The sequence below is a fragment of the Nonomuraea diastatica genome, assembly GCF_004349015.1.
In the GTDB taxonomy this organism is placed as follows: Bacteria; Actinomycetota; Actinomycetes; order Streptosporangiales; family Streptosporangiaceae; genus Nonomuraea; species Nonomuraea diastatica.
This window is the reverse complement of the sequence record NZ_SMKP01000106.1, coordinates 1-23,007: the sequence shown is the minus strand read 5'-3', so window position 1 is coordinate 23,007 and position 23,007 is coordinate 1. Positions and strand designations below refer to the sequence as shown.

Genomic DNA, 23,007 nt, shown 5'->3' with positions numbered 1-23,007 from the left:
CTACTTGGTGTTGGCCTTGAGATAGTCGCTGTTCATCTGGGCGATCGTGTCCAGCGGGATGCCCTTGGGGCAGACCGCCGTGCACTCCCCCGTGTTCGTGCAGCCGCCGAACCCCTCCGCGTCCATCTGGTCCACCATGGCCTTGGCGCGGGACACGCGTTCCGGCTGACCCTGGGGAAGCAGGCTCAGGTGAGTGATCTTGGCGGCGGTGAACAACGACGCCGAGCCGTTCGGGCAGGCGGCCACGCAGGCCCCGCAGCCGATGCAGGTCGCCGCGTCGAACGCGGCGTCCGCGTCCTCCTTGCGCACGGGGACGCTGTGGGCGTCGGGTGCCGAGCCGGCCGGGACGGAGACGAACCCGCCCGCCTGGATGATCCGGTCGAACGCGCTGCGGTCCACCACCAGGTCCTTGACCACCGGGAACGGCGCCGCCCGCCACGGTTCGACGGTGATCGTGGCGCCGTCCTCGAAGTGGCGCATGTGCAGCTGGCACGTCGTCGTGGCGCGCTGCTCGCCGTGCGCCACGCCGTTGATGACCATGCCGCACATGCCGCAGATGCCCTCGCGGCAGTCGTGGTCGAAGGCGATCGGGTCGTCGCCCTCCAGGATGAGGCGCTCGTTCAGGACGTCCAGCATCTCCAGGAAGGACATGTCCGGAGAGATGTCCTCCACCCGGTACGTCACCATCCGCCCGTCGGCAGAAGGGCCGCTCTGCCGCCAGACGCGCAGGGTCAGGTTCACTTGTAGCTCCGCTGGGTCATCTTGACGTACTCGTACTCGAGCGATTCCTTGTGCAGCACCGGCCCGTCAGGGGTGCGCTCCCAGGCCGACACGTGCGCGAAGCGCTCGTCGTCGCGCAGCGCCTCGCCGTCGGAGTCCTGTGACTCGGCGCGGAAGTGGCCGCCGCACGACTCCGTGCGGACCAGGGCGTCCAGGCACATGAGCTCGGCGAGGTCGAAGAAGTCGGCGACGCGGCCGGCCTTCTCCAGGACCTGGTTCAGCTCCTCGGCGGTGCCGGTCACCTTGACGTTGCGCCAGAACTCCGCGCGCAACTCCGGGATGCGCTCCAGTGCCTTGCGCAGCGACTCCTCCGTGCGCTCCATGCCGCAGTAATCCCACATGAGCTTGCCGAGCTCGCGGTGGAAGGAGTCGGGGGTGCGGGTGCCGTTCACGGACAGCAGCCGATCGATCTTGTCGCGGACCTTGATCTCGGCCGCGGCCACGGCCTCCTCGTCGACGTCGCTGAACGGGCCGTCCGCAAGATAGTCGCCGATGGTGGTGGGAAGCACGAAATATCCGTCGGCGAGCCCCTGCATCAGCGCCGACGCGCCGAGCCGGTTGGCGCCGTGGTCGGAGAAGTTGGCCTCCCCGATGACGAACAGGCCGGGGATCGTGGACTGCAGGTCGTAGTCCACCCACAACCCGCCCATCGTGTAGTGCACGGCGGGGTAGATGCGCATCGGCACGTCGTACGGGTTCTCGCCCGTGATGCGCTCGTACATCTCGAACAGGTTGCCGTACTTCTTCTCCACGGCGTCGCGCCCGAGCCGGCCGATCGCGTCGCGGAAGTCCAGGTAGACGCCGAGCCCGCCGGGACCGACACCGCGGCCCTCGTCGCAGACGTTCTTGGCGGCCCTGGAGGCGATGTCGCGGGGCACGAGGTTCCCGAACGCGGGGTAGATCCGCTCCAGGTAGTAATCGCGTTCCTGCTCGGGGATGTCGCCGGGGGCGCGGGAGTCGTTCTTGCGCAGCGGCACCCACACGCGTCCGTCGTTGCGCAGCGACTCCGACATCAGGGTCAGCTTCGACTGGTACTCGCCGGAGACCGGGATGCAGGTCGGGTGGATCTGCGTGTAGCAGGGGTTGGCGAAGTACGCGCCACGCTCGTGCGCCCGCCAGATCGCCGTGGTGTTGCAGCCCTTGGCGTTGGTGGACAGGAAGAACACGTTGCCGTAGCCGCCCGTGGCCAGCACCACGGCGTCGGCCACGTGGCGTTCGATCTCGCCGGTCACCATGTCGCGCACGATGACGCCGCGGGCCCGCCCGTCGGAGACGATCAGGTCGAGCATCTCGTGCCGGGTGTGCATGGTGACGGACCCGGCCGCGACCTGCCGCTCCAGCGCCTGGTACGCGCCCAGCAGCAGCTGCTGGCCGGTCTGGCCGCGGGCGTAGAACGTACGGGAGACCTGGGCGCCGCCGAACGAGCGGGTGTCGAGCAGGCCTCCGTACTCGCGGGCGAACGGCACGCCCTGCGCGACTGCCTGGTCGATGATGTTCACCGAGACCTGGGCGAGGCGGTAGACGTTCGACTCGCGGGCGCGGAAGTCGCCGCCCTTCACGGTGTCGTAGAAGAGCCGGTAGATGCTGTCGCCGTCGCCGCGGTAGTTCTTCGCCGCGTTGATCCCGCCCTGCGCGGCGATGGAGTGGGCGCGGCGCGGCGAGTCCTGGTAGCAGAACGACGTGACGTTGTAGCCCAGCTCGCCCAGCGTCGCCGCGGCCGAGCCGCCCGCCAGGCCGGTGCCCACCACGATCACGTGGAGCTTGCGCTTGTTGGCCGGGTTGACCAGCTTGGCGCTGAACTTCCGCTTCTCCCACCGCTCCTCGATGGGGCCGGAAGGCGCCTTCGTGTCCCGGATCTCCGAGCCCTCCGTGTACGCGCTCATTGGTCGTTCACCACTGCTCACTGCACAACTCCGAACGTGATCGCGAGGGGCGGGGCGAGGAAGCCGATGACCAGCACGGCGGCCAGCAGCCCTGCCCCGAGGCGCAACGTCTTGTTGCGGGCCCGGTTGGCCCAGCCGAGGGTCTGGAACGCACTCCAGACGCCGTGCCGCAGGTGCAGACCGACCATGACGACGGCGACGACGTAGATGAGCGTCACCCACCACCGGGAGGCGTCGAAGCCCTCGACCATCCGGTCGGCGGGGGCGGAGTCGAAGCCCTCGGGGTTGACGACGCCGAAGGTCAGGTCGAGCAGGTGCCAGACCACGAACAGCGCGATCGTCAGGCCGCCGAAGCGCATGATGTGGGTGGCGTAGCCGCCCGCCTGCGACTTCTTGGCGACGTACTTCACCGGCCTGGCCTTGCCCGCCCGCCGGGCCAGCGAGATCGCGGCCCACATGTGCAGGACGACGGAGGCGACGAGCACGATCTCCACGATCGTCAGCACCGTGCGGTAGGGGGCGATCGGCTCCAGCAGCGTGCGCAGCGCGTGAGCGTAGTCGTTGAACGAGTCGCGGCCGAAGAAGATCTTGAGGTTGCCGAGCATATGAAGGACGAGGAAGAGCACCATCACGGCGCCCGTGACGGCCATGACGGCCTTCTTGCCGTTCGAGGAACCCATGAAGCCGCGCGCTCTGCGGCGCTTCCGGGTGCTGGGAGGGGTGACGGGCGCTGTGGCGGCGCCGCGCTCTATCGTGGCAGTCACGTTTCCAGACGCTATGTATGCAGCGACGATCCGTCCAAGTCATCGTAGGTCTCGTTTCGATAGCCATCAGCTATGATGCTTGGTTTGTACGGTCGCCCCAGGCCAGGGACGGTCGGCCGATGCGAGGAATGTCACATGCAGCTGCAACAACTGGCCTACTTCGTCGCGGTCGCGGAGACCAGGCACTTCACCCAGGCGGCCGAGCGCATGCGGGTCGCGCAGCCGTCCCTCAGCAAGCAGATCAAGACCCTGGAGAGCGATCTGGGTGCCCGGCTGTTCTCCCGGGCCCGGGGCAACGTCACGCTGACCGCGGCGGGGGAGGCGCTGCTGCCGCTGGCCCGCCGGATCCTGGCCGACGCCGACACCGCCCGGCAGGAGGTGGCCGAGCTCGCGGGGCTCCGGCGTGGCCGGGTGCGGCTCGGCGCCACGCCGTCGTTGTGCGCGGGGCTGCTGGCCGACGCGCTGGCCCGCTTCCACCGCGCGTACCCGGGGATCGAGCTGCTGGTGGAGGAGGGCGGCTCGCGTGACCTGGTCAGGGCGCTGGCCCGGGGACAACTCGACCTGTCGCTGATCATCATGCCGCTGCACAGCGATGACCCGGCCCTGGTGACGGAGGAGATCCTCAGGGAGAACCTCGTGGTCGCCGCGCCCTCCCACGAGGCGGCGCACGGGCGATACCTGCGCATCGAGGACCTGCGCGGCCGGCAGATGGTGATGTTCCGGCGCGGCTACGACCTGCGGGAGGCCACGCTGGCGGCGTGCCGTCAGGCGGGGTTCGAGCCGAGGTTCGCGGTGCAGGGCGGTGAGATGGACGCGGTGCTGCGGTTCGTGGAGGCGGGCCTGGGCGTGGCGGTGGTGCCGTCGATGGTGCTCGACGGGCGGCCTGGCCTGTCGGGCACGCCGCTCGCGCCGCCGGGGCTCAGCCGGACGATCGCCCTGGCCCACCGTAAGGACGTCGAGCCGACCAGAGCGGCACAGGCGTTCCGCGAGATCCTGCTAGCTTTCGTAGTGGAATCTGGGCATGAGGGCACGCTTCCGCAAGGGGTGGAGCTCATCGCAGAATGAGCACCATCACTCCAATTTTCCGAAGAGGCGTCTTGACGGCAAATCTCTCAGAAACGTTGACATTGCTCCTCATCGAGGATGACGACGGTGACGCCTTCCTCGTCGAAGAGCTGCTCAAGGAGGCGGAAGCCCCACCCAAGATTCTCCGGGCGCGAAGTCTGCGCGAGGCGAAGGAGAAGCTGACCGAGCACACCCAGGGTGTGCTGGTCGACCTGACGCTGCCCGACGCGAACCGCCTGGAAGCCTTGGAGGAGGTCCTGGCGCTGGCCCCGCACGCGGCCGTGCTGGTGCTCACCGGCCTGAGGGACGTCCACGTGGGCGTCGCCGCCGTCCAGGCGGGCGCCCAGGACTACCTGGTCAAACAGGACATCGACGCGCGGCTGCTGGCCAGGGCCATCCGGTACGCGATGGAGCGCAAGCGGGCCGACCTGGCCCACCTGGCGCTGCTGCAGGCGGAGCTGACGGCCAAGGAGAACGCCAGGCTGGAGAGCGCGCTGCTGCCCGACGCGCTGCTGCGCACCGACGCGATGGAGCACGTCACCCGCTACCTGCCGGGCAGCGGCGGCACGCTGGCCGGCGACTTCTTCGACACCGTGCAGACGCCGGACGGCTCCGTGCACGTCGTGATCGGCGACGTGTGCGGGCACGGGCCCGACGAGGCGGCGCTCGGAGTGGCGCTGCGGATCGCCTGGCGCACCCTGGTGCTGGCCGGGCAGACGGACGAGACGATGCTGCGCGCGCTCGACGCGCTGCTGCGTGCCGAGCGCCAGGCCCCCGAGATCTTCACCACGCTCTGCATGGCCACCATCGCCCCCGACCTGCGCTATGCGAGGATGCACGTGATCGGCCACCCGCCTCCCGTGCTGGTGCGTGACGGAGGCGTCGAGGCGGTGTGCGACACGCCCTCCGGGCCACCGCTCGGCATCTTCCCCGACGCGGAGTGGCGGGTGATCGACGTCCCGCTGGGCGAGGAATGGACGATGATGCTCTACACCGACGGCCTGATCGAGGCGGCCGTGGGCGAGCCCGACGGGGAGATCGGGGTGGACGGCCTGGTCGAGCTCGTACGCGCCCACGGAGACATCGACCTCGACCGGCTCATCACCCATGTCGGCACGCTGAGCGACGACCTCGCCGTGATCCTGCTGCGCAGGAGGAGAGCATGATCATCCACCCGCTGCCGCCCGCCCCGGAGCCCACGGGGCTGGGCCGGCTGCCGGTCGCCCGCTGGTTCCTGTTCGTCGGGACGATCGCCGGCATCGCGTTCGTGGCCGGGGTCACAGTCATCCTGGTGATGAGCGCCCGCACCATGGAGCTGTCGCCGCCCCCCGAGATCGCCGCGCAGCTCACCCGGCTGAACGTCACGCTGATCGTGGTGTTCGCGGTACTGCTCGCCTGCGGCATCGGGCTGGCGTTCATCGTGCGCCACGCCGTGCTGAACCCCATCGAGCGGCTCACCGCGCAGGTGCGTACGGTCGCCGGCGGCGACTTCGACCACGTCCTGCACGTCGACCGGCCGGCGGAGCTGGCCGAGCTGGCCGGCCACGTCGACTCCATGCGCGGCCGCATCGTCGCGGCCTGGCGGGTCGCCACCGACCAGAGCGAGGAGCTGCGCAGGTCCAACGGCGAGCTGGAGCAGTTCGCCTACGTCGCCAGCCACGACCTTCAGGAGCCGCTGCGCAAGGTCGCCAGCTTCACCCAGATGCTGGAGCAGCGTTACGGCACGCAGCTCGACGACCGGGCCAAGCAGTACATCCACTACGCGGTCGACGGCGCCAAGCGCATGCAACTGCTCATCAACGACCTGCTCGACTTCTCCAGGGTCGGCCGGGTCACCAGCGAGAAGACCTCGGTCGAGTCGGGCGCGGCGCTGGACGCGGCGCTGGAGAACCTCTCGGCCACGATCGAGGACACCGGCGCCACGGTCAGCCGCGACGCGCTGCCCCGGGTCACCGGCAACCGGATGCAGCTCACCCAGCTCTTCCAGAACCTGGTCGAGAATGCCGTGAAGTTCCGCGCCGAGGAGCCTCCGCGCATCCACATCGGAGCGGAGCGGAGCGGCGACATGTGGGAGTTCAGCTGCTCCGACAACGGCATCGGGGTCGAGTCCAAGTACGCCGACCGCATCTTCCTGATCTTCCAGCGCCTGCATCCCCGCGACGTGTATCCAGGCACCGGAATCGGGCTCGCGTTGTGCCGCAAGATCGTCGAGTATCACGGTGGGCGGCTGTGGCTGGACGGTGACGCCGAGGGCAGGGGCACGACGTTCCGGTGGACCCTACCTGTGGCTGGAGGCTGATCACGATGGACGTGCGACCGATCGATGTGCTCCTGGTGGAGGATGACCAGGCGGACATCTTGCTGACGAAGGAGGCGTTCGACCTCAACAAGGTCCGCAACCGCCTCAACGTGGTCAACGACGGCGAGCAGGCGATGGCCTATCTGCGCAGGGAGGGCGACCACCGCGACGCGATCCGTCCCGACCTCATCCTGCTCGACCTCAACCTGCCGAGGATGAGCGGCAGGGAGGTCCTGCGGGCGGTCAAGGACGACCCCGCGCTGCGCACGATCCCGGTGGTGATCCTGACGACGTCGGAGGCGGAGGAGGACATCCTGCACAGCTACCGGCTGCACGCCAATGCGTACGTGTCCAAGCCGGTGGACTTTGAGCAATTTATCCGGGTTGTCCGACAGATAGATAATTTTTTCGTAACGGTGGTTAAACTTCCTACCTCGGGGCAGCCCCAGTGACGCGGTTACGTGACAGGAATCACAGCGGGTCATCGAAATTGTGAGTGACCCCGCTCACTAAACTCGATCCTGTCGTCGTAACGTATCCCCCACCAACGCGCGCCTGAGCGGAGATCGCCATCCGCGCGCCCAGCAAATACGAAAACCACGGACCCCCTGCGCGATGGGTCCGCGGGAGGTGGAGAGGTCCGCGATGACCCAAACGACGCCCGAAGCACCAGCGAGAAGGCAGCGTGCCCAGGTCAAGGTGCGCACGCTGCGCACCGACCGATGGTGGCTCGTTCCGCTAGTGACGTTCCTCGGGCTCAGCTCATTCCTTGTCTACGGTGTGTGGGCGATCATCGACACGAGCAACTTCGTCGAGCCCTACATCGCCCCATTCGCCTCGCCCTGCCTGTCGACCTCGGAGGTCTGCGACGGCGCGCGGCTGTTCGGGTGGGCGCCCATCGGCGACTGGTACGCGCTCCCGCCGGGGCTGCTGATCCTCGGCCTGCCCGGCGGGTTCCGGCTGACGTGCTACTACTACCGCAAGTCCTACTACCGCTCGTTCTGGTTGTCGCCGGCGGCGTGCGCCGTGCAGGAGCCCCATGGGAAATACACCGGTGAGACCCGGTTCCCGCTGATCATCCAGAACATCCACCGCTACTTCTTCTACTTCGCGGTGGTTATCGGCGCCATCCTCACCTACGACGCCGTGCTGGCGCTGGTGCACAAGCCGCTGGGCCTCGGCTCGTGGATCCTGCTCGTCAACGCCGTGCTCATCCTCGGCTACACCTTCGGCTGCCACTCGTGCCGCCACATCACCGCGGGCAGGCTCAACCACTTCTCCCGTCACCCGCTGCGTTATCGGGCCTGGACGTTCGTCTCCAAGCTCAACGCCAAGCACCAGCCCCTCGCGTGGGCCTCGATGTTCTCCGTCATGGGCGCCGACCTCTATGTGCGCCTGGTCGCCAAGGGCATCATCGCCTTCCCGTACGCGTAAGGACCAGCTTCAGTGGAAAACTCGATAAACACAGAGCGTCACGAGTACGACGTCGTCGTCATCGGCGCGGGCGGCGCCGGCCTGCGGGCCGCGATCGAGGCGCGCCAGCAGGGCAAGCGCACGGCGATCGTCTGCAAGTCGCTGTTCGGCAAGGCGCACACCGTCATGGCCGAGGGCGGCGCCGCCGCCGCGATGGGCAACGTCAACTCCGACGACAACTGGATGGTGCACTTCCGTGACACCATGCGGGGCGGCAAGTTCCTCAACAACTGGCGGATGGCCGAGCTGCACGCCAAGGAGGCGCCCGACCGCGTCTGGGAGCTCGAGGCCTGGGGTGCGCTGTTCGACCGCACCAAGGACGGCAAGATCAGCCAGCGGAACTTCGGCGGGCACGAGTATCCACGGCTCGCACACGTGGGTGACCGTACCGGGCTGGAGATGATCCGCACCCTGCAGCAGCGCGTCGTGGCGCTCCAGCAGGAGGACTACGAGACGCACGGCGATTACGAGGCCTACATCAAGGTCTTCGCCGAGTGCACGGTCACCCGGCTGCTCAAGGACGGCGACGCGATCTCCGGCGCGTTCGGCTACTGGCGCGAGTCAGGAAGTTTCATCCTCTTCGACGCGCCGGCCATCGTCCTGGCCACCGGCGGGATCGGCAAGTCCTACGTCGTCACCTCCAACTCGTGGGAGTACACCGGCGACGGCCACGCCCTGGCCCTGCTCGCCGGCGCCAACCTGATCAACATGGAGTTCATCCAGTTCCACCCCACGGGCATGGTCTGGCCGCCGTCCGTGCGCGGCATCCTCGTCACCGAGTCCGTCCGCGGTGACGGCGGCGTGCTGCGCAACTCCGAGGGCAAGCGCTTCATGTTCGACTACGTCCCCGACGTGTTCAAGGACAAGTACGCCACCAGCGAGGAAGAGGGCGACCGCTGGTACACCGACCAGGCCAATAACCGGCGCCCGCCGGAGCTGCTGCCGCGTGACGAGGTGGCCCGCGCGATCAACGCCGAGGTCAAGGCCGGTCGCGGCTCGCCCCAGGGCGGCGTCTTCCTCGACGTCTCCACCCGGCTGCCCGCCGAGGAGATCAAGAAGCGGCTGCCGTCGATGCACCACCAGTTCAAGGAGCTGGCCGACGTCGACATCACCGCCGAGCCCATGCAGGTGGGCCCGACCTGCCACTACATCATGGGCGGCGTCGAGGTCGACGCCGACACCGGCGCGGCGGCCGTGCCCGGCCTGTTCGCGGCCGGCGAGGTCTCCGGCGGCATGCACGGCTCCAACCGGCTGGGCGGCAACTCGCTGTCCGACCTGCTGGTGTTCGGGCGCCGGGCGGGCGCGGGCGCGGCGGCGTACGTGGACGGGCTCGCGGCCCGGCCCAAGGTGGCCGACGACGCGGTCGAAGCGGCCCGCGAGGAGGCGATCGCGCCACTCGGACGCAGCGGCGAGAACCCCTACGAGGTGCACCACGAGCTCCAGCGCACCATGAACGAACTCGTCGGCATCATCCGCAAGCCCGACGAGGTCGCCGAGGCTCTCCAGGTCGTGGAGAAGCTGAAGGAGCGGGTGGCACTGGTCGGAGCGGCCGGCTCACGCGTCTACAACCCCGGCTGGCACCTCGCGATCGACCTGCGCAACATGGTGCTGGTGTCGGAGTGCGTGGCACGCGCCGCGCTGCTGCGCGAGGAGAGCCGCGGCGGCCACACCCGCGACGACTTCCCCGGGATGAACCCGGAGTGGCGCCGCAAGCTGCTCGTCTGCTCCACTGAGGGCGGCTCGGACGTCCGCGTCGAGGAGAAGATCCAGCCGCGCATGCGCGACGACCTGATCAGCCTCTTCGAACGCGACGAGCTGAGCAAATACCTCACCGACGAAGAGATGACCGAGTTCGACGGGATAGCGAAGTCATGAGCTACAAGGCAAAGTTCAAGGTCTGGCGCGGTGAGGGCGGCGAGGGCAGGCTCGAGGACTTCACCGTGGAGGTCAACGAGGGCGAGGTCGTCCTCGACATCATCCACCGGCTCCAGGCCACGCAGGCGCCCGACCTGGCCGTGCGCTGGAACTGCAAGGCGGGCAAGTGCGGCTCGTGCAGCATGGAGATCAACGGTAAGCCGCGCCTGGGCTGCATGACCCGGATGTCCACCTTCGAGGAGGACGAGACCATCACGGTCACGCCGATGCGCACGTTCCCCGTCATCAAGGACCTCGTCACCGACGTGTCCTTCAACTACCAGAAGGCCCGGGAAGTCCCGTCCTTCACGCCGCCGGCCGACGTCCGGCCCGGCGAGTTCCGGATGAAGCAGGTCGATGTCGAGCGGTCCCAGGAGTTCCGCAAGTGCATCGAGTGCTTCATGTGCAACAACATCTGCCACGTGATCCGTGACCACGAGGAGAACAAGCCGACCTTCTCCGGTCCGCGCTTCCTCATGCGGATCGCCGAGCTGGACATGCACCCGTACGACGTGGCGGACCGTCAGGAGACGGCCCAGGAGGAGCACGGGCTCGGCTACTGCAACATCACCAAGTGCTGCACCGAGGTCTGCCCCGAGCACATCAAGATCACCGACAACGCGCTGATCCCGATGAAGGAGCGCGTGGTCGACCGGAAGTACGACCCGCTGGTGTGGCTGGGCAACAAGATCTTCAAGCGCACCTCGTAGGGCGCTGAACACGGAAGGCGGCGGCCGGATCATCCGGCCGCCGCCTTCCGTGTGTCCACGTCCTCGCGGCGTGCGCCTGTCTTCCGCGCCTGTCTTCCGCGCCGGGCGCCTACTTCTTGCGGCCCCAGCGGCGCTTGCGCTTGGAGTCGCCCGGCGCCTCCTGCGCGGGCTCCTGCGTCTCCTGGCCCTCCTGCGTGCCTGCCGGCCGCTCGCGCTCCGGCTCCTGGTCCGGCAGCGGCTGGATCGCGGTCACGTCGCCGTCGGCGGGAAGGTAGGGCGGCGGGTCGTAGTTTCCGCCGCGGACGGGCGGCTCGAACAGCGAGGCCGACGGGCCCTGCCACGGCTCCGCGTCACCCGGCTCCGCAGCCGAGGCCGGCGCGCTCGGGCGCTCCCTCTCGTCCTCGTACGGGCTCGCACCCCCCGGCGGAATGTCCGCCGGCGGGATCACCGGCTCGAACGGGTCACGGTATTCGCTCTGCTTGGGCGGCTCGTGGCTGTAGGAGCCGAACTCGTCCGGGTGCAGCACCACCGGCTCCTCCGCCGGGGGCTGCTCCTCGTGCGGGTGGTCCTGCAGCGGGGCCGGCTGCGGTTCCTGGTAGACGGCGCCGTACTGCACCTGGCCGCCCGGGTAGGTCTGCACGGGGACGAAGCTGATGATCGGCGCGTACGCCGTGCCGCCCGGATAGCCGGGGGCGGGGAAACCCGCCGTGGCGTAGCCCGGGCCCGCCGGGTAGCCGCCGCCCGGAGGCATCTCCGGGCGGGACATCGGCCCCGCCTTGCGTACCGCCGCCGCGTGGGCCATCCGGCGCAGCCGCCCCTCGAAGATGAGGACGGCGAAGAGCGCGAGCAGCACCAGCACCAGCGCAGGGATGCTGAGCTTCTGCGTCAGCGTGCGCTGGTCGAACTCGGGCGCCGCGTTCCGCAACTCCAGCGGCACCTCCTCGGAGGAGGGAGGCGGCGACTCGCTCAACGGCGCGTTGGTGGGCGTCTCGGTCGGTGCGACGGCCGGCATCTCCACGCTCTCCTCAGGAGTGGCGGTGACGGAGGTGCTGGGCGGCACCTCGACGCTCTGCGTGGGCAGCGGCTGCGGCTGCTGCTGCGGAGTGGACGGCGTGCTGCTCGGGGTCGGGCTCTTGGTGGTCTTCTTCGGCGTGGGGCTCTTGGTGGTCTTCGTAGGAGTCGCGGTGACGGTCTGGGTGATCGTCGTCTCCGGATCCTGCTCCTCCTCAGGCTCGTCAGGAGGGGGCTGGCCCGCCGTCGCCGTGACCGTCACCGTGGTCTCGGGATTCTCCGGCCAGGCGTCGCACACATCGCCGGGATTGCACCCCTCGATGGGGTCGTACGCCGCCGTGGAGGCGCTGGCGCTCTGCACGATGAACGGGGCCGCGCCCGCACCGGCGAGGCCCAGCGCCAAGACGATCGCGGACACGGCTGTCGCTCGCGTGCGCTCCACCGTTGCCCTCCGACAGTCCCGAAACCGTGGTCAAAAAAATACTAGCCGGGTCAAAGTAACAGTAAAGACTGATTTACAACTCCAATTTACGGTTACGGCCCTGTTGTACCGTGACAATGAGCCGCAAGGCCCCCAGCAGCAGTCCGACGGCTCCGGCCGCCAGCCAGAAACCCGTCGCGCCGTCCACGATGCTGACCCCCTCTTCCGGGCGCACACGTTTCGCCGACGCCACCATTTCCCACGGCAACGGCGCCGACCCGGGACTTGCGGCCGGCGGGAACGACACCTCCGGAGACGGAACGTTCCCCGCGGTCGCCGCCACCTGCGGCGCCCCCTCGGGGGTCGCCTGCGCGAACCCGTCGGGCAATTCCTGCGCGGACCCGTGGGGCATCGACTGTGTGGACCCGTGGGACCGAGTCGAGCCCTGAGACTGCGCGGATTCTCGGGTCTGGGGTGCGGACTGTTGAGCCTGGACGGACTGGTGTGGCTGCGCGCTTCCTTGAGCCTGGACAGTCCGCTGAGGCTGCGCGCTTCCTTGAGCCTGGACGGTCTGAGGCTGTGCGGTTCCTTGAGGATGGGCACCCCCATGAGACCGGGACCCGTAAGGCTGGGACCCGTAAGGCTGGGACCCGTGAGGCTGGGACCCGTGAGGCTGGGACCCGTTGGGCAGTTGCTGCGCGGATTCGAGACCCGCGCCCTGCTCCTGCTCCTGTGCGGACGTTCCTGGCGCCCGCTGCGGGGAGGCGGTGGGCGGCACCTGCTCCTCAGCCCCACCCCGCATGATCGGTCGCCCCTCCGCGTGTCCTTCAGCGTCGCGCCGCGCACCTTCCATCTCGCGCTCCACGTGACCGTGCTCCTGTGCACCGACCTCCACGGGCTCCTGGGCTTCCGCGCCGTGCTGCCGCACCCCTGGACCGACGGGCCGCCGGCCCTCCACATCGAAACCAGGAGGTGGCCACCCCCCGGCTACAGGCCCACCGGGCGGCCAGACCTCCGCATCAGGCCATTCCCCCGCCCCAGGGCCGGCCGGCGGCCAGGCGCCGGGGACAGCAGGGTGGTCGGCGCCCGGCGACTGGTCCTGCCGACCGTAGGGCACCGGTGTGCCGCCGCCGGGCTCGTCCGGTCCTGACGGCCGGGTCGGCGATATGGCGCTCCCGACCCGCGTGGTGACGGTGTTGGCCATGGTCGTCAGCCCGTCACCGGAGTCGGTGCGCATCCGGGCGACCGCCGCCAGCGCCACAGCCATGGCCCCGGCCGGTGCGGTGAGCGTCACCTCCACGGATCGTTCCCCGGAGACCTCGCCCAGCCTGCACACCCGCGTTCCCGGCGGGGATGCGCTGGCGCGGATGGAGCCGGAAGGGGCCGACAACGCGCGTACGGCGAGTTCCTTCGAGGCCATCTCACCCACCGACGCCACATCCGCCCGGGGGCCTCCCGCCAGCTCCCGGTTCGCCCCGGGAAGTGTGGCCTGCTCCGGCGTCGCGGGCTGCGGCGTGACAGCCCCGGGACCGGTGATCCCCGGCCCGGGACTCACGGCGGGATGAGCGGGCGACGGGGCGCAGACGACCTCCGCCAGCGCTTCCGCCGGGCTGGCCGCCACCGCGACACTCGCGCCCCTGCCCATCCCGTTCAGCCGTACCTTGAACCGCTGGACGTCCCCCGTCCTGACCCGCTTTCCCGCGCCGTCGGACCCCTTGATCCGCTCGAGCACCAGCGACACACCGGTGGCCCCCACGGGCACACAGGGCACCGCCGTCAGAAGCAGGGCCCCGGCAATGATCCAGCCACGCCGCATCATTCCCACTCCCCCGTTGCGACAAATCACACCGAGTCATCATCATGTCACACAGAGTGAGAGGCTCATCACCGGGGCAGCAGGTTCTCCACGGTCTTCATGATGGGCAGGTCCGCGCCCAGCCAGTCGACGTCGTAATAGTCGCCGGGACCGAGCCACCGCAGCGCCAGGTGCTCCTTGGCTTCGGGCACGCCCGAAATCAGGGAGCACAGCCACACGCGCATGACATACCCCGGCGAGAGCGGCCAGTCACCGCCCACACGTTCGCCCACCGCGATCTCGACGCCGAGTTCCTCGCGACACTCCCGCACGAGCGCCACCCGCTCGTTCTCCCCGGGATCCACCTTCCCGCCGGGGAACTCCCACCCGCCGGCCAGCGCCGCCGGTTCAGCTCGCTGGGCAGCGAGCACCCGGCCGCCGGGAGCGACGATCACCGCGGCCACGACCACGACCGTGCTCATCACGTCACATTCCTCACAGGGATGGATTCTGCAGCTTCCTGAGCTGTTCGAGCACGTCGGGGTTCTGGAGGGGCCGGGTGAAGCCCACCCGGTTGGTACGGGCCTCATAGCCGGTGACCTTGATCGGCCCGCACAACCGGCAGCGGGCCTCCAGCATCTTGCCCTTGGACACGACCAGGCCGACATGACCGGGGCTGTTCGCCGACGTGCCGGGACCGGAGTTGAAGAACACCAGGTCGCCCGGCTGCTCGTCCCCTTCCTGGATCTTCACCCCGAAAGGCCACTGCACGAACGTCGTACGCGGGATCACTAATCCCGCCGCCCGGTAGGCCGCGTAGATGACGCCCGAGCAGTCGAACGCGTCGGGCCCCGTGCCGCCCCACAGGTACGGCTTGCCGCGCTGGTCTAGCGCGTACTCGAGGATCTTGGCCACGACGTCGCTCGGCGCGGCCTCGATCAGCGGGTCGTCGCACTCCTCCGAGGCCTGCGGGGGCAGCTTCACCTCGCCTGACCTGGCGTATTTCCTGGCGATCTCGACCACCTGGTCGACGTACCACCAGGCCCGGTTGTAGACGAACAACGCCTGCCGCACGTTCTCCGGCGCGCCGTTGCGCTTGAGCATCTTCGCGGCGCCCAGGATGGCGTCGGCGGGGTTGTAGACGTCGCCCACGCCGTCGCCGTCGCCGTCGGAGGCGTAGCCGTTGAAGTCGGACGACATCGGGATCCTGGCCTTGCCGCCCCACGTGGAGATCAGGAACTGCATCGGCCCCGCCGCGCCCGCGTGGTTGGTGCCGTTCTTGACGCCCGGCAGGTCGGAGCGGCCGTGGTCGGTCTCGCGTTTGCCCACGGCGGCCAGGATGTTCCACTGCACGCCGATCTTCTTGCCGTGCTTCTTGTACAACTCCAGGTACTTGCCGGGAATGTCGGAGGAGCCCGAGTCGGACACCTCCTCCACCTGCGTGTCGTCCTCGCAGTCGACGGAGCCGCCGCCGGAGATGAAGGACGGCAACGAGATCAGCAACATCGGCGAGATGATGACCGCCACCAGGATCAACGCCCCGGCGAGACCGATCACCAGAGCGAGACGCGAACCTTTCATTCCAGAATGTCCCCCTCCTGGCCCTCCGTCGACGGACGGAGGTCGAAGACCCGCCAGTCGGCTCCCACCTGGCTCACCGTGACCGCGTACTCCTCGTTGTGCTGCTTGGCGCCGCTCTTCGCGGCGACCTGCCGGGTGGCACTGATCACGAAGACGACAGAGGTCTTCTCGACCTGCCTGATCTCCTTCAGCCTGGCCGTGGCCGTGGAGACGATCTCGTCGTTGCGGTTCTGCTCGATGGTGCCCGCCGAGGAGAGCGTTCTGGTCAGCTCGTTGCCGAACTCCGCCGTCGTGTACGCCTTCAGCCGCGCCGCGTAGGCCGCCGGATCCTCGTCGTGACGGAACGTGCCGTACTCGGCGGTGAACCGCTCGGCGAGGTCCGCAGCCGCGGCGAGTTGCTCCTTCTGCATGGGCAGGTAGGAGTAGACGTCGAACGGCTCGGCGCTCGCGGTCGCCAGCGGCGTGCTCGAAGCCGCCGGTGTGACGGCCGCGGGGGTCGCCTCCCGCGCGGGCTCCGCCTGCTCCTCCGAGGGCGGCCCGATCGTCAGGTAGATGCCGACCGCGGCGACGACCACGACGATGACGGCGAAGGCCAGCCCGCGCCGGTCACCTGGCTGTGCCATGTTCAGTCCTTGTCGGGGGAGTTCGGCTTGAGCCAGAACGGCACGGAGGGGCTGTCACCTCCGGAGCCGCCACCGTCGCTGCCGCTGCGCAGCCAGAGCGGCGGCGCCTCCGAGGAGCGCGATGACGACTCGCCGGAGCCGAAGATCCGGGAACCTGACTGCCCGCCGCGCGGTCTGGCCTGGCCTCCGCCGCCACCGGACCGCGCTCCGCCGGAGCCGTTGGAACCGCCGAACAACCCGCCGCCGGAGCCGCGGGAACGGGTGCCGCCGGACCCGCCGAACCTCGACCCGCGCGAGGCGCCCGATGAGCCGTTACGCGAGCCGCCCGACGAGCCGCCGCGCCGCGCCCAGCCGCCACCGGACCCGCCGCCGAACCAGCCGCCGCCGGACCCGCTGGACCCGCCGGCGCCCGCGCCGGCACCGGTCCTGCCTCCTGCCGCACCACCGGACCCGCCACCGGGCCTGACGCCCCCCGCCCCGCCGTGCGTGCGGGTGGGCGCGCCCAGATTGAGCGGCGGTGCCGTGCCCCTGCGTGGTTCGAGCGGCGCCCTGGTCGCCGCCTTGCCGCCCTGCTGGTCGGTGTCGAGGGGCGCCGCCGTGGCGGGCACGCGGGTGCCGGAAGGAGCACCTTCCCCTTCCTCCGCGCGGACCCTGGCCTGGCCCGTCGCCGCCGTGGCCGCCGCCCCCGCCGGGTTGGCCGCGGCCGCCGCCCTGATGACCGGCTCGGCCTTGCGCAACCCCCAGCGTCCGATCCTGGCCGACGCGACCGGCGGCAACGCGCCCGCGGACCGTTCGAGCACGGACGAACTCGCCGCCTCGCCGAGCATGCGGGTGGTGACCGTGTGGCCGTTCAGCGAGGCGAACAGGTGCTGGAACGGGCGGCGGTAGAAGAACACCGCGATCGTCAGCAGGGCCATGAACAACACCTGCAGCCCCCACGGCATGGCCGTGGAGATGATCAGCGCGTAGCCGTACACGAGCACGCTGAGCACGATCGTCAGCACGGCCTGTCTCAGCAGCGTACCGACGAGCATCTCCACCCAGCGCATGGCGATGATCCGCCCGCTGCCCGGATGCACGCCGATGAGCAGGAAGATCGGCCCGAGGATGAGCAGCAGCAGGAAGCCCACCTTCAGCACCAGCAGCGAGACCGCCACCAGGAAGATGAGCGTGCCGGCGACCAGCGCGGCGATGAACGCGCCGACGGCCACGCCGAGCCGGTTGGACCAGTCTCTGCCGGAGAAGACGGTGTAGCGGGGGTCATTCCTGAGCTGCGAGGCCAGCTCCGCGTACTCCGACTGGCGGGCCCCCACGTCGGGGGCGGGCTGGCCGGCGACGGCGGGCGGGATCGACTGGATCTCCAGCATCTTGCGGCCGAAGTCGCGCACGATGGGCTGCTGCGGGTCGGCGGTGCCGAACTGGCCCACCAGCCACGGCTTGCAGACCAGCGTGGACCACAGCGCGTCGGCGTTCTGCTCGACGCCCGGCGTGCCGGTCTGGCCGTAGCCGCCCGGCTTGAGCTCAGGAGCGCTGTCGCCGGGAGGCGGCAGGCAGGACGCGCCGCCCGCGCCAGGCAGGCCGGAGAACGCCGAGTTGACGACCTCGCCGGTCTTGTCGGTGACCACCTTGCCGAGCCCGGTGAAGTCGGCGGGCCTGCTGAAGAACCAGACCGCCACGGTGACCGCCAGGACCATCCAGATGACGCCTTCGGCGGTCGTGGTGGCCCGCTTGCGGATCAGGCCGTACCAGGCCAGCCAGATCGCGCCGATGATCACGATCGGGCGGAGGAGCGGCCAGTACATCGCGTTGGCCAGACTCGTGACGATGTCGTCGACCACGTTCTTGATCGACTGAAGCGGCCCTTCGGTCGCGGCCGCCTGGTACGTGGTGATCGTCAGCCGGTCGACGGCCTTGGCCGCGGTGAAGATGCCGTTGGCCCACATGTTGCCGAGCACGGCGACGTAGTCGGAACAACCCAGCTCGTGGGTGTGCCAGAACTGGCCGCTCATTCCGAACTGGCCGTAGTTGGTGGTCGGAGCCGGCGCTCCGCCCTCGGGGGGCGGCGGCTGGATCATGCCGTCGGTGCCGCCGCCGATCACCTCGGGCGCGAGCGCGCCCGACAGGTCGCAGGGGGCCGCGGCCGCCGGGGTGGACACACCGCCCACCACGACGGGCACCACGAGCACGGCGGTGACGAGCGCGAACGCCAGCGCGAGTCGTCGGGATAGCCGGACCTTCATGACCGTACCTCCTGCGCTCTGCCCACGCCCCCCTGAAGATCATCATGCCCGTCGGCGACGGGTTTGTCGTGTGTGGGGTTCGTGTCGAGCCAACGGAGAAGTTCCTCGGAGATCAGGTCTACTCCGATGCGGCCCGCCCTGCCATCCAGATCACGGAATACGCATTCGCCGTTTCCGAGCGAGCGCAGCACGGCCTTGTGCTCTTCCGACGGCTCCACCCCGAGCAGGGACATGACGTGGTCCACCTCCACCCGTTCGGTGGACCTGAACGCGAAGACGGACGACAGGCAGTTGGTCACCTGCTCGTTCAGCAGGTCTCCCGCGTTCTGCGAGACCAGCACCAGAGCGGTGTTGCGGGAGCGGCCCATCCGGCTGACCTCGGGCACCAGCTTGGCGCCCTCGGGCGTGGAGGTGATCGCCCACGCCTCGTCCAGGAAGATCGCCTTCGGGGCGCGCCGGTCGAGGCCGTTCATCAGCCTGCGCGCGAACTGGGAGACCAGGTAGAGCAGCGCCACCGACAGCCGCTGCTCGTAGGAGTAGTCATCCCTGGTCGTGGCCACGTCGGGCAGCGTGAGCCCGCCCAGCGTGAACACGGTCGTCCACCCCTCCGTGTCGATCTGGTCGCCGCCGGAAGGGTCGAAGCAGAGCCTGGCCAGGTGCATCTCCGACATGGAGCGCAGCACCGCGCCGAGGTTCTTCGACGCGGCGTCGCCGGCCTGCTCCAGGAAGTCGACGACCTTGCCCAGCGAAGGGTCGGGCGCGTTCGACACCGCGGCCACCGCCTGGATCATCGCCGACTCACGCTCCTCCGACATGCGGGGCAGCAGCAAGCGCAACGTCTCGGTGGCCATCGTCTTCTTCGCCGCGATGTCGTCGCCGAACGAGAACGGGTCGAGCAACCCGGGCGCCGCCGAGCCGAGCGGGATGATGCGCGCCTTACGCCCGCGCTTGTCGAGCAGCCGTACGAGCGACTCGGCGTCGCCCTTCGGGTCGATCACCGCGACCGTCACGCCGCGCAACGCCATCTGATAGATCATCAGCAGCGCGAGCGTCGTCTTGCCGCCGCCCGGCTCGCCAGTGATCGCGATGGCGGTCGGCCGGTTACGGCTGGCCGCAAGCAGCGGGTCGAAGTGCACGATGCTGCGCGCCCTGCCCACGGTCTCGCCGATGTACGGGCCCAGCCAGCCCTCGCTGCCGTCGTCCAGCCGGTCGCCGAGGTCGACGGTCGCCGTGGCCATGCCGCCCGAGATCGTCCGCAGCGGCTGGCGCTGGGCGTAGGCGTTGACCTGCACCTTCTCCCCCGGCAACGCCTCACGCAACAACGAGAACTGGTCGCCGGTCGAGTTGACCACGTCGATGCCCATGTCGCGGTAGTGCTCGACGACCGCCTCCACCCGCTGCACGCAGATGTCCTCGGTCGGGGCCGACACGATCAGGCGGTGCCAGCCGTACACGAACGGCAGCCGCTCCTTCGTGATGCCGTGCTCCAGCATCCGGGCCGCGTCGATCTGCTCCGCCAGCGCCAGCGGCGCCTCCGCGCCCGCCTCCCGGATGTGGTGGTCCATGTCGCGGGCGTGCGCCAGCTTGCGCGCGACGTCCTTGGACGCCTTGACCGGCGGGATCAGCCGCATCCGCGACGAGATCTCCACGGGGAACGCGAGCTGGTCGGCGAAGTGCATCCACGGCTCGCCGTCGGGGAACGGCATGAGATCGGGAAACCGCGCGAACGACAGGTGAGCCACGTACGAGTCGCCCTGCGGCTGCACGATCCGCAGCAACGACCTGCCGTTGTGGATCTCGCCCTCCACCAGCGCCTCGATCTCGCCCCTGCCCCAGCGCCGCTTCGGGCTCGCCGACGGCGGCGGGTCGCCCAGAGCGCCCGCGGCCGCGTGCTGGAACAACCACGCCACCTCCACGGAGGTGGCGTGCCTGGCGTAGAGGGCGCTCGACGCGAGCGCTCTGCCCAGCCGCTCCGCCTGTTCCGTCCACCGCCCGATCTCGCTGTCGGGCACGTGGTCGTCCTCCATGCCGAGAGACTTCTCGGTCTTCTGGTAGAAGCCGAGGAGCTGGCTGAGCACGCCGCTGCCGAGCTGCTTGCCGCGCGGCCCGAGCCGCACGCCGAGGTAGACCTCCTTCGACCAGAAGTCCTTCGCCCAGACGTGCCGGTACATCTCCTCCAGGTAGTCGCGCCAGCCGGGCCCCTCGTCGGACGTGGCGTCGAGCGCCATGGCCCACTCCGCCGCGGGGTAGGTGCGGTGCGCGACCCTCAGGTGGACCTCGGCGTCCGGCATCCTGATCGCGGCCAGCGCGATCGTGACGTTGGTGGCCAGCGCCTCGCGCTCCTCAGGCGTGACGAACTCGTAGCTGACCGTCGGGAGTCTGAAGTACGCCCATGCGCAGGTGTCCGTGAGCAGGATGCGGTCGTCGAAATAGCGGACCGCGAGGCGCTGGTGCGCTCGTGATGCCCTGCTCATGCCGCCCCCTCAGCGCATGAACGGGCCAGGCCTGCTCGCTTGTTCACTTATCGCTCACCGATTCTCGTGCCCGGGGGGTCACTCGCCAACTCCTCCTCGCTCGGTCGGACGGTCTGTGCCTTCGCCGCGAAGCCCGCTATCACCACGCCCGCGAGGGCGAGGTAGGCTCGCCGCCCGGCCGCGCGCAACTGCCCGGGTTCGACGACCTCCGCACCGCCGGGCGCCAGATCGTCCTCCCAGGGGACCCTGACGATGGCCCGGCACCTGCCTCTGGCCACCGCCTCCGCCTGCTCGACATCGGCCATCGAACGCCTGCTCACGCCGTTCACGACCATCACCGCACGCCTGCGCAGCTCCGCGCAGCCGTGCCCGTCGAGCCACTCGTACGTCATCGCCACCGCCTCGGACGCCTCCTCGCTCGCCGGGACCACCAGCACCAGCTGGTCGGCGTACGGCAGGACCCGTGCCGCCAGCGCGGCGGCCGGGTCGATGACGGCCAGCTTGTAGTGGCGGTCCAGCAGGCGCATCGACTCGCCCAGCCGGTGGTCGGAGAAGAGGGACCGGTCCGCCAGGCGCTGCTCGGCGCCGGCGTCGGTGTCCGCGCTGATCACCTCTAGCCCGGAGGCCGTCCTGGTGGTGTATCCGCGCATGGCGAGGTAGCCGCTGACCCGGTCGAGACCGGACAACAGCGAGGTGAGCGTCTCGGGGGTCTCCAGCTCGATCCTGCTCGTCAGGGTGCTGCCGCCGGTGTTGGCGTCGACAGCCACCACCCGGTCATCGCGATAGCGGGCGAACGTGTGGCCCAGCATGAGCGCGGTCGTGCTCTGCCCGGCGCCGCCGGTGCATCCCAGCACGACGACCCTGCGGCTGCCGCTGAACACACCCCTCGCCCTGGCCTCGTCGATCTCGGACCCGTCGGTGCGTACACCACCCCCGCCGACGACCACCTGCGCGATCCGCCGCCACCCGCCGGAGTCGCGCCCGACCACCGACTCGACCCGGCGCACCCGTCCCTCACCAGGGCGCGGCACGGGCACGGGCGAGGGCACGGGCGGCACCCGCTCGCCGCCCCGGCCGGGTTCGCTCCGCAACGGCGGCGCGTCCTGCCTCGCGGCCCCTTGACCGCCCGTCCGCGCACCCCTCCTGCCGCCCGCCGCAGGCCTCTGACCACCCGCCACCGGGACGTCGCGTCCGCTGTCGGCCCCCGCGCTGCGGGCCGCCGGAACCTCCCGATCGCTGGTAACCCCACCACCGCGACCGCCGGCCACCCGGGCATCGCGGGCACCACGAGCGCGCGCCGCAGGGGCGTCATGGTCACCGACCGCGTCAGGTGCGGGCGTGTCGCGGCCTTCGTCTGTCGTCCGGCCCGGTCCGGACCCGTCCACCGGGACCAGCGTCGGCCTCACACGCCCGCCCGTCGCCTGGCCCCGCGTCGAGGGCTCCGGGGCGCCTGGCGCTTCCTGTACGCCCGCGACCTGACCGAGGGTGTTCCCCACCTCGTCCTGGACCGCGTCCGGCGCGCCCCTGGACTCGGCGGTGACGGTGTCAAGCACGTCCTGCGCGCCACCACCCGCTTCCGGTGAGACGGCAGCCGGGGCGCCGTCACCTGATCCCCTCGCGACGGCACCCTCCGAGAGGCTGCCCGCTTCTTCGGCGTCGAACGGAGCGTCCGCGACCCCGGCCGCACCACCGGCAGCAACCGGCGGAACGTCAGCGGCCCCGGCTGCATCACCGACAACAACCGGGGAAACACCGGCGGCCTCAGCCGCATCACCGGCGGCGGCCGGAGAAACGTCGGCCGCCTTCGGCGTGCCGGGCGCGGCGGGGACGGCTTCGGCGCGGTCGTTGCCTGCGGCAGGGGCTCCCGCGCGGTCGTCTCCTGTGGGAGCAACCTCCGTGGGAGTGGCTCTCGTGGGGTCGTCTCCCGTGGAGGCTCCTGTGGATGTGGCTCCTGTGGGGGTGGCGGGGCGGGGC

At 69.9% G+C, this 23,007-nt stretch carries 20 protein-coding genes; 10 read left to right on the top strand and 10 right to left on the bottom strand.

Going from position 1 to position 23,007, the window contains the following annotated elements; all coding sequences use genetic code 11:
• Genes E1294_RS31480 through E1294_RS31470 form a run of 3 tightly spaced genes read right to left on the bottom strand, consistent with a single transcriptional unit; the run spans position 1 to position 3,427 of the window.
• Positions 1–741, bottom strand: coding sequence for a succinate dehydrogenase/fumarate reductase iron-sulfur subunit (locus E1294_RS31480; protein WP_132514457.1), 741 nt, complete (start codon positions 739–741; stop codon positions 1–3).
• A complete protein-coding gene (locus tag E1294_RS31475) occupies positions 738–2,663 on the bottom strand; it encodes a fumarate reductase/succinate dehydrogenase flavoprotein subunit (RefSeq protein ID WP_132514455.1) in 1,926 nt (641 codons plus the stop codon). Before E1294_RS31475 ends, E1294_RS31480 begins: the two co-directional genes overlap by 4 nt.
• A gap of 17 nt (positions 2,664–2,680) precedes the next feature.
• Positions 2,681–3,427 carry a succinate dehydrogenase cytochrome b subunit gene (locus tag E1294_RS31470; RefSeq protein ID WP_246083417.1) on the bottom strand — a complete coding sequence of 249 codons (747 nt, stop codon included), beginning with the start codon at positions 3,425–3,427 and terminating at the stop codon, positions 2,681–2,683.
• A 135-nt stretch (positions 3,428–3,562) separates the two neighbouring features.
• Here E1294_RS31470 and E1294_RS31465 point away from each other — a divergent pair, with 135 nt between their 5' ends.
• The 7 genes from E1294_RS31465 to E1294_RS31435 all read left to right on the top strand — a co-directional run bounded on the left by E1294_RS31465 (position 3,563) and on the right by E1294_RS31435 (position 10,888).
• Positions 3,563–4,492, top strand: coding sequence for a LysR family transcriptional regulator (locus E1294_RS31465; RefSeq protein ID WP_132514453.1), 930 nt, complete (start codon positions 3,563–3,565; stop codon positions 4,490–4,492).
• Positions 4,493–4,548: 56 nt separating this feature from the next.
• A complete protein-coding gene (locus tag E1294_RS31460; RefSeq protein ID WP_246083416.1) occupies positions 4,549–5,658 on the top strand; it encodes a PP2C family protein-serine/threonine phosphatase in 1,110 nt (369 codons plus the stop codon).
• Positions 5,655–6,791 (top strand): sensor histidine kinase, encoded by a 1,137-nt coding sequence (locus E1294_RS31455; protein WP_132514449.1) that lies wholly within the window; start codon positions 5,655–5,657, stop codon positions 6,789–6,791. Before E1294_RS31460 ends, E1294_RS31455 begins: the two co-directional genes overlap by 4 nt.
• 5 nt (positions 6,792–6,796) lie before the next feature.
• Complete coding sequence (locus tag E1294_RS31450) at positions 6,797–7,243, top strand: response regulator (protein ID WP_132514447.1); 447 nt, start codon at positions 6,797–6,799, stop codon at positions 7,241–7,243.
• A gap of 193 nt (positions 7,244–7,436) precedes the next feature.
• Complete coding sequence (locus E1294_RS31445; RefSeq protein ID WP_132514445.1) at positions 7,437–8,225, top strand: hypothetical protein; 789 nt, start codon at positions 7,437–7,439, stop codon at positions 8,223–8,225.
• A 24-nt stretch (positions 8,226–8,249) separates the two neighbouring features.
• Entirely contained in the window at positions 8,250–10,139 is a 1,890-nt protein-coding gene (locus tag E1294_RS31440; protein WP_132514487.1) for a fumarate reductase/succinate dehydrogenase flavoprotein subunit, read from the top strand.
• Entirely contained in the window at positions 10,136–10,888 is a 753-nt protein-coding gene (locus tag E1294_RS31435) for a succinate dehydrogenase/fumarate reductase iron-sulfur subunit (protein WP_132514443.1), read from the top strand. The genes E1294_RS31440 and E1294_RS31435 overlap by 4 nt, the downstream gene beginning before the upstream one ends.
• A gap of 109 nt (positions 10,889–10,997) precedes the next feature.
• On the opposite strand, the gene E1294_RS31430 is transcribed toward E1294_RS31435, so the two are convergent.
• Entirely contained in the window at positions 10,998–12,341 is a 1,344-nt protein-coding gene (locus E1294_RS31430; RefSeq protein ID WP_132514441.1) for a hypothetical protein, read from the bottom strand.
• 116 nt (positions 12,342–12,457) lie between these two features.
• Here E1294_RS31430 and E1294_RS31425 point away from each other — a divergent pair, with 116 nt between their 5' ends.
• The 3 genes from E1294_RS31425 (at position 12,458) to E1294_RS31415 (ending at position 13,885) form a co-directional block, all read left to right on the top strand.
• Positions 12,458–12,769: a hypothetical protein gene (locus tag E1294_RS31425; RefSeq protein ID WP_132514439.1), complete on the top strand. Its 312-nt coding sequence runs from the start codon at positions 12,458–12,460 to the stop codon at positions 12,767–12,769.
• Positions 12,770–12,987: 218 nt separating this feature from the next.
• Positions 12,988–13,470 carry a hypothetical protein gene (locus E1294_RS31420; protein WP_132514437.1) on the top strand — a complete coding sequence of 161 codons (483 nt, stop codon included), beginning with the start codon at positions 12,988–12,990 and terminating at the stop codon, positions 13,468–13,470.
• A gap of 16 nt (positions 13,471–13,486) precedes the next feature.
• Positions 13,487–13,885 (top strand): hypothetical protein, encoded by a 399-nt coding sequence (locus tag E1294_RS31415; protein ID WP_132514435.1) that lies wholly within the window; start codon positions 13,487–13,489, stop codon positions 13,883–13,885.
• 319 nt (positions 13,886–14,204) lie between these two features.
• Here the strand turns inward: E1294_RS31415 and E1294_RS31410 are convergent, their stop codons facing one another.
• From E1294_RS31410 to E1294_RS31385, 6 genes are read right to left on the bottom strand one after another with little or no spacing between them, the layout of a single operon-like run.
• Positions 14,205–14,597, bottom strand: coding sequence for a (deoxy)nucleoside triphosphate pyrophosphohydrolase (locus tag E1294_RS31410; protein WP_132514433.1), 393 nt, complete (start codon positions 14,595–14,597; stop codon positions 14,205–14,207).
• Between the two features lie 13 nt (positions 14,598–14,610).
• Complete coding sequence (locus E1294_RS31405) at positions 14,611–15,696, bottom strand: C40 family peptidase (RefSeq protein WP_132514431.1); 1,086 nt, start codon at positions 15,694–15,696, stop codon at positions 14,611–14,613.
• Positions 15,693–16,319 (bottom strand): photosystem II reaction center protein PsbN, encoded by a 627-nt coding sequence (locus tag E1294_RS31400; RefSeq protein WP_132514429.1) that lies wholly within the window; start codon positions 16,317–16,319, stop codon positions 15,693–15,695. Before E1294_RS31400 ends, E1294_RS31405 begins: the two co-directional genes overlap by 4 nt.
• 2 nt (positions 16,320–16,321) lie before the next feature.
• Positions 16,322–18,559, bottom strand: a complete 2,238-nt coding sequence (locus tag E1294_RS31395; RefSeq protein ID WP_132514427.1) for a type IV secretion system protein — start codon at positions 18,557–18,559, stop codon at positions 16,322–16,324.
• A complete protein-coding gene (locus tag E1294_RS31390) occupies positions 18,556–21,033 on the bottom strand; it encodes an ATP-binding protein (RefSeq protein ID WP_132514425.1) in 2,478 nt (825 codons plus the stop codon). Before E1294_RS31390 ends, E1294_RS31395 begins: the two co-directional genes overlap by 4 nt.
• A 47-nt stretch (positions 21,034–21,080) precedes the next feature.
• The gene (locus E1294_RS31385; protein WP_132514423.1) at positions 21,081–22,124 is read right to left on the bottom strand and encodes a MinD/ParA family ATP-binding protein; all 1,044 of its coding nucleotides are present in this window, start codon (positions 22,122–22,124) and stop codon (positions 21,081–21,083) included.
• Positions 22,125–23,007: the final 883 nt, after the last annotated feature.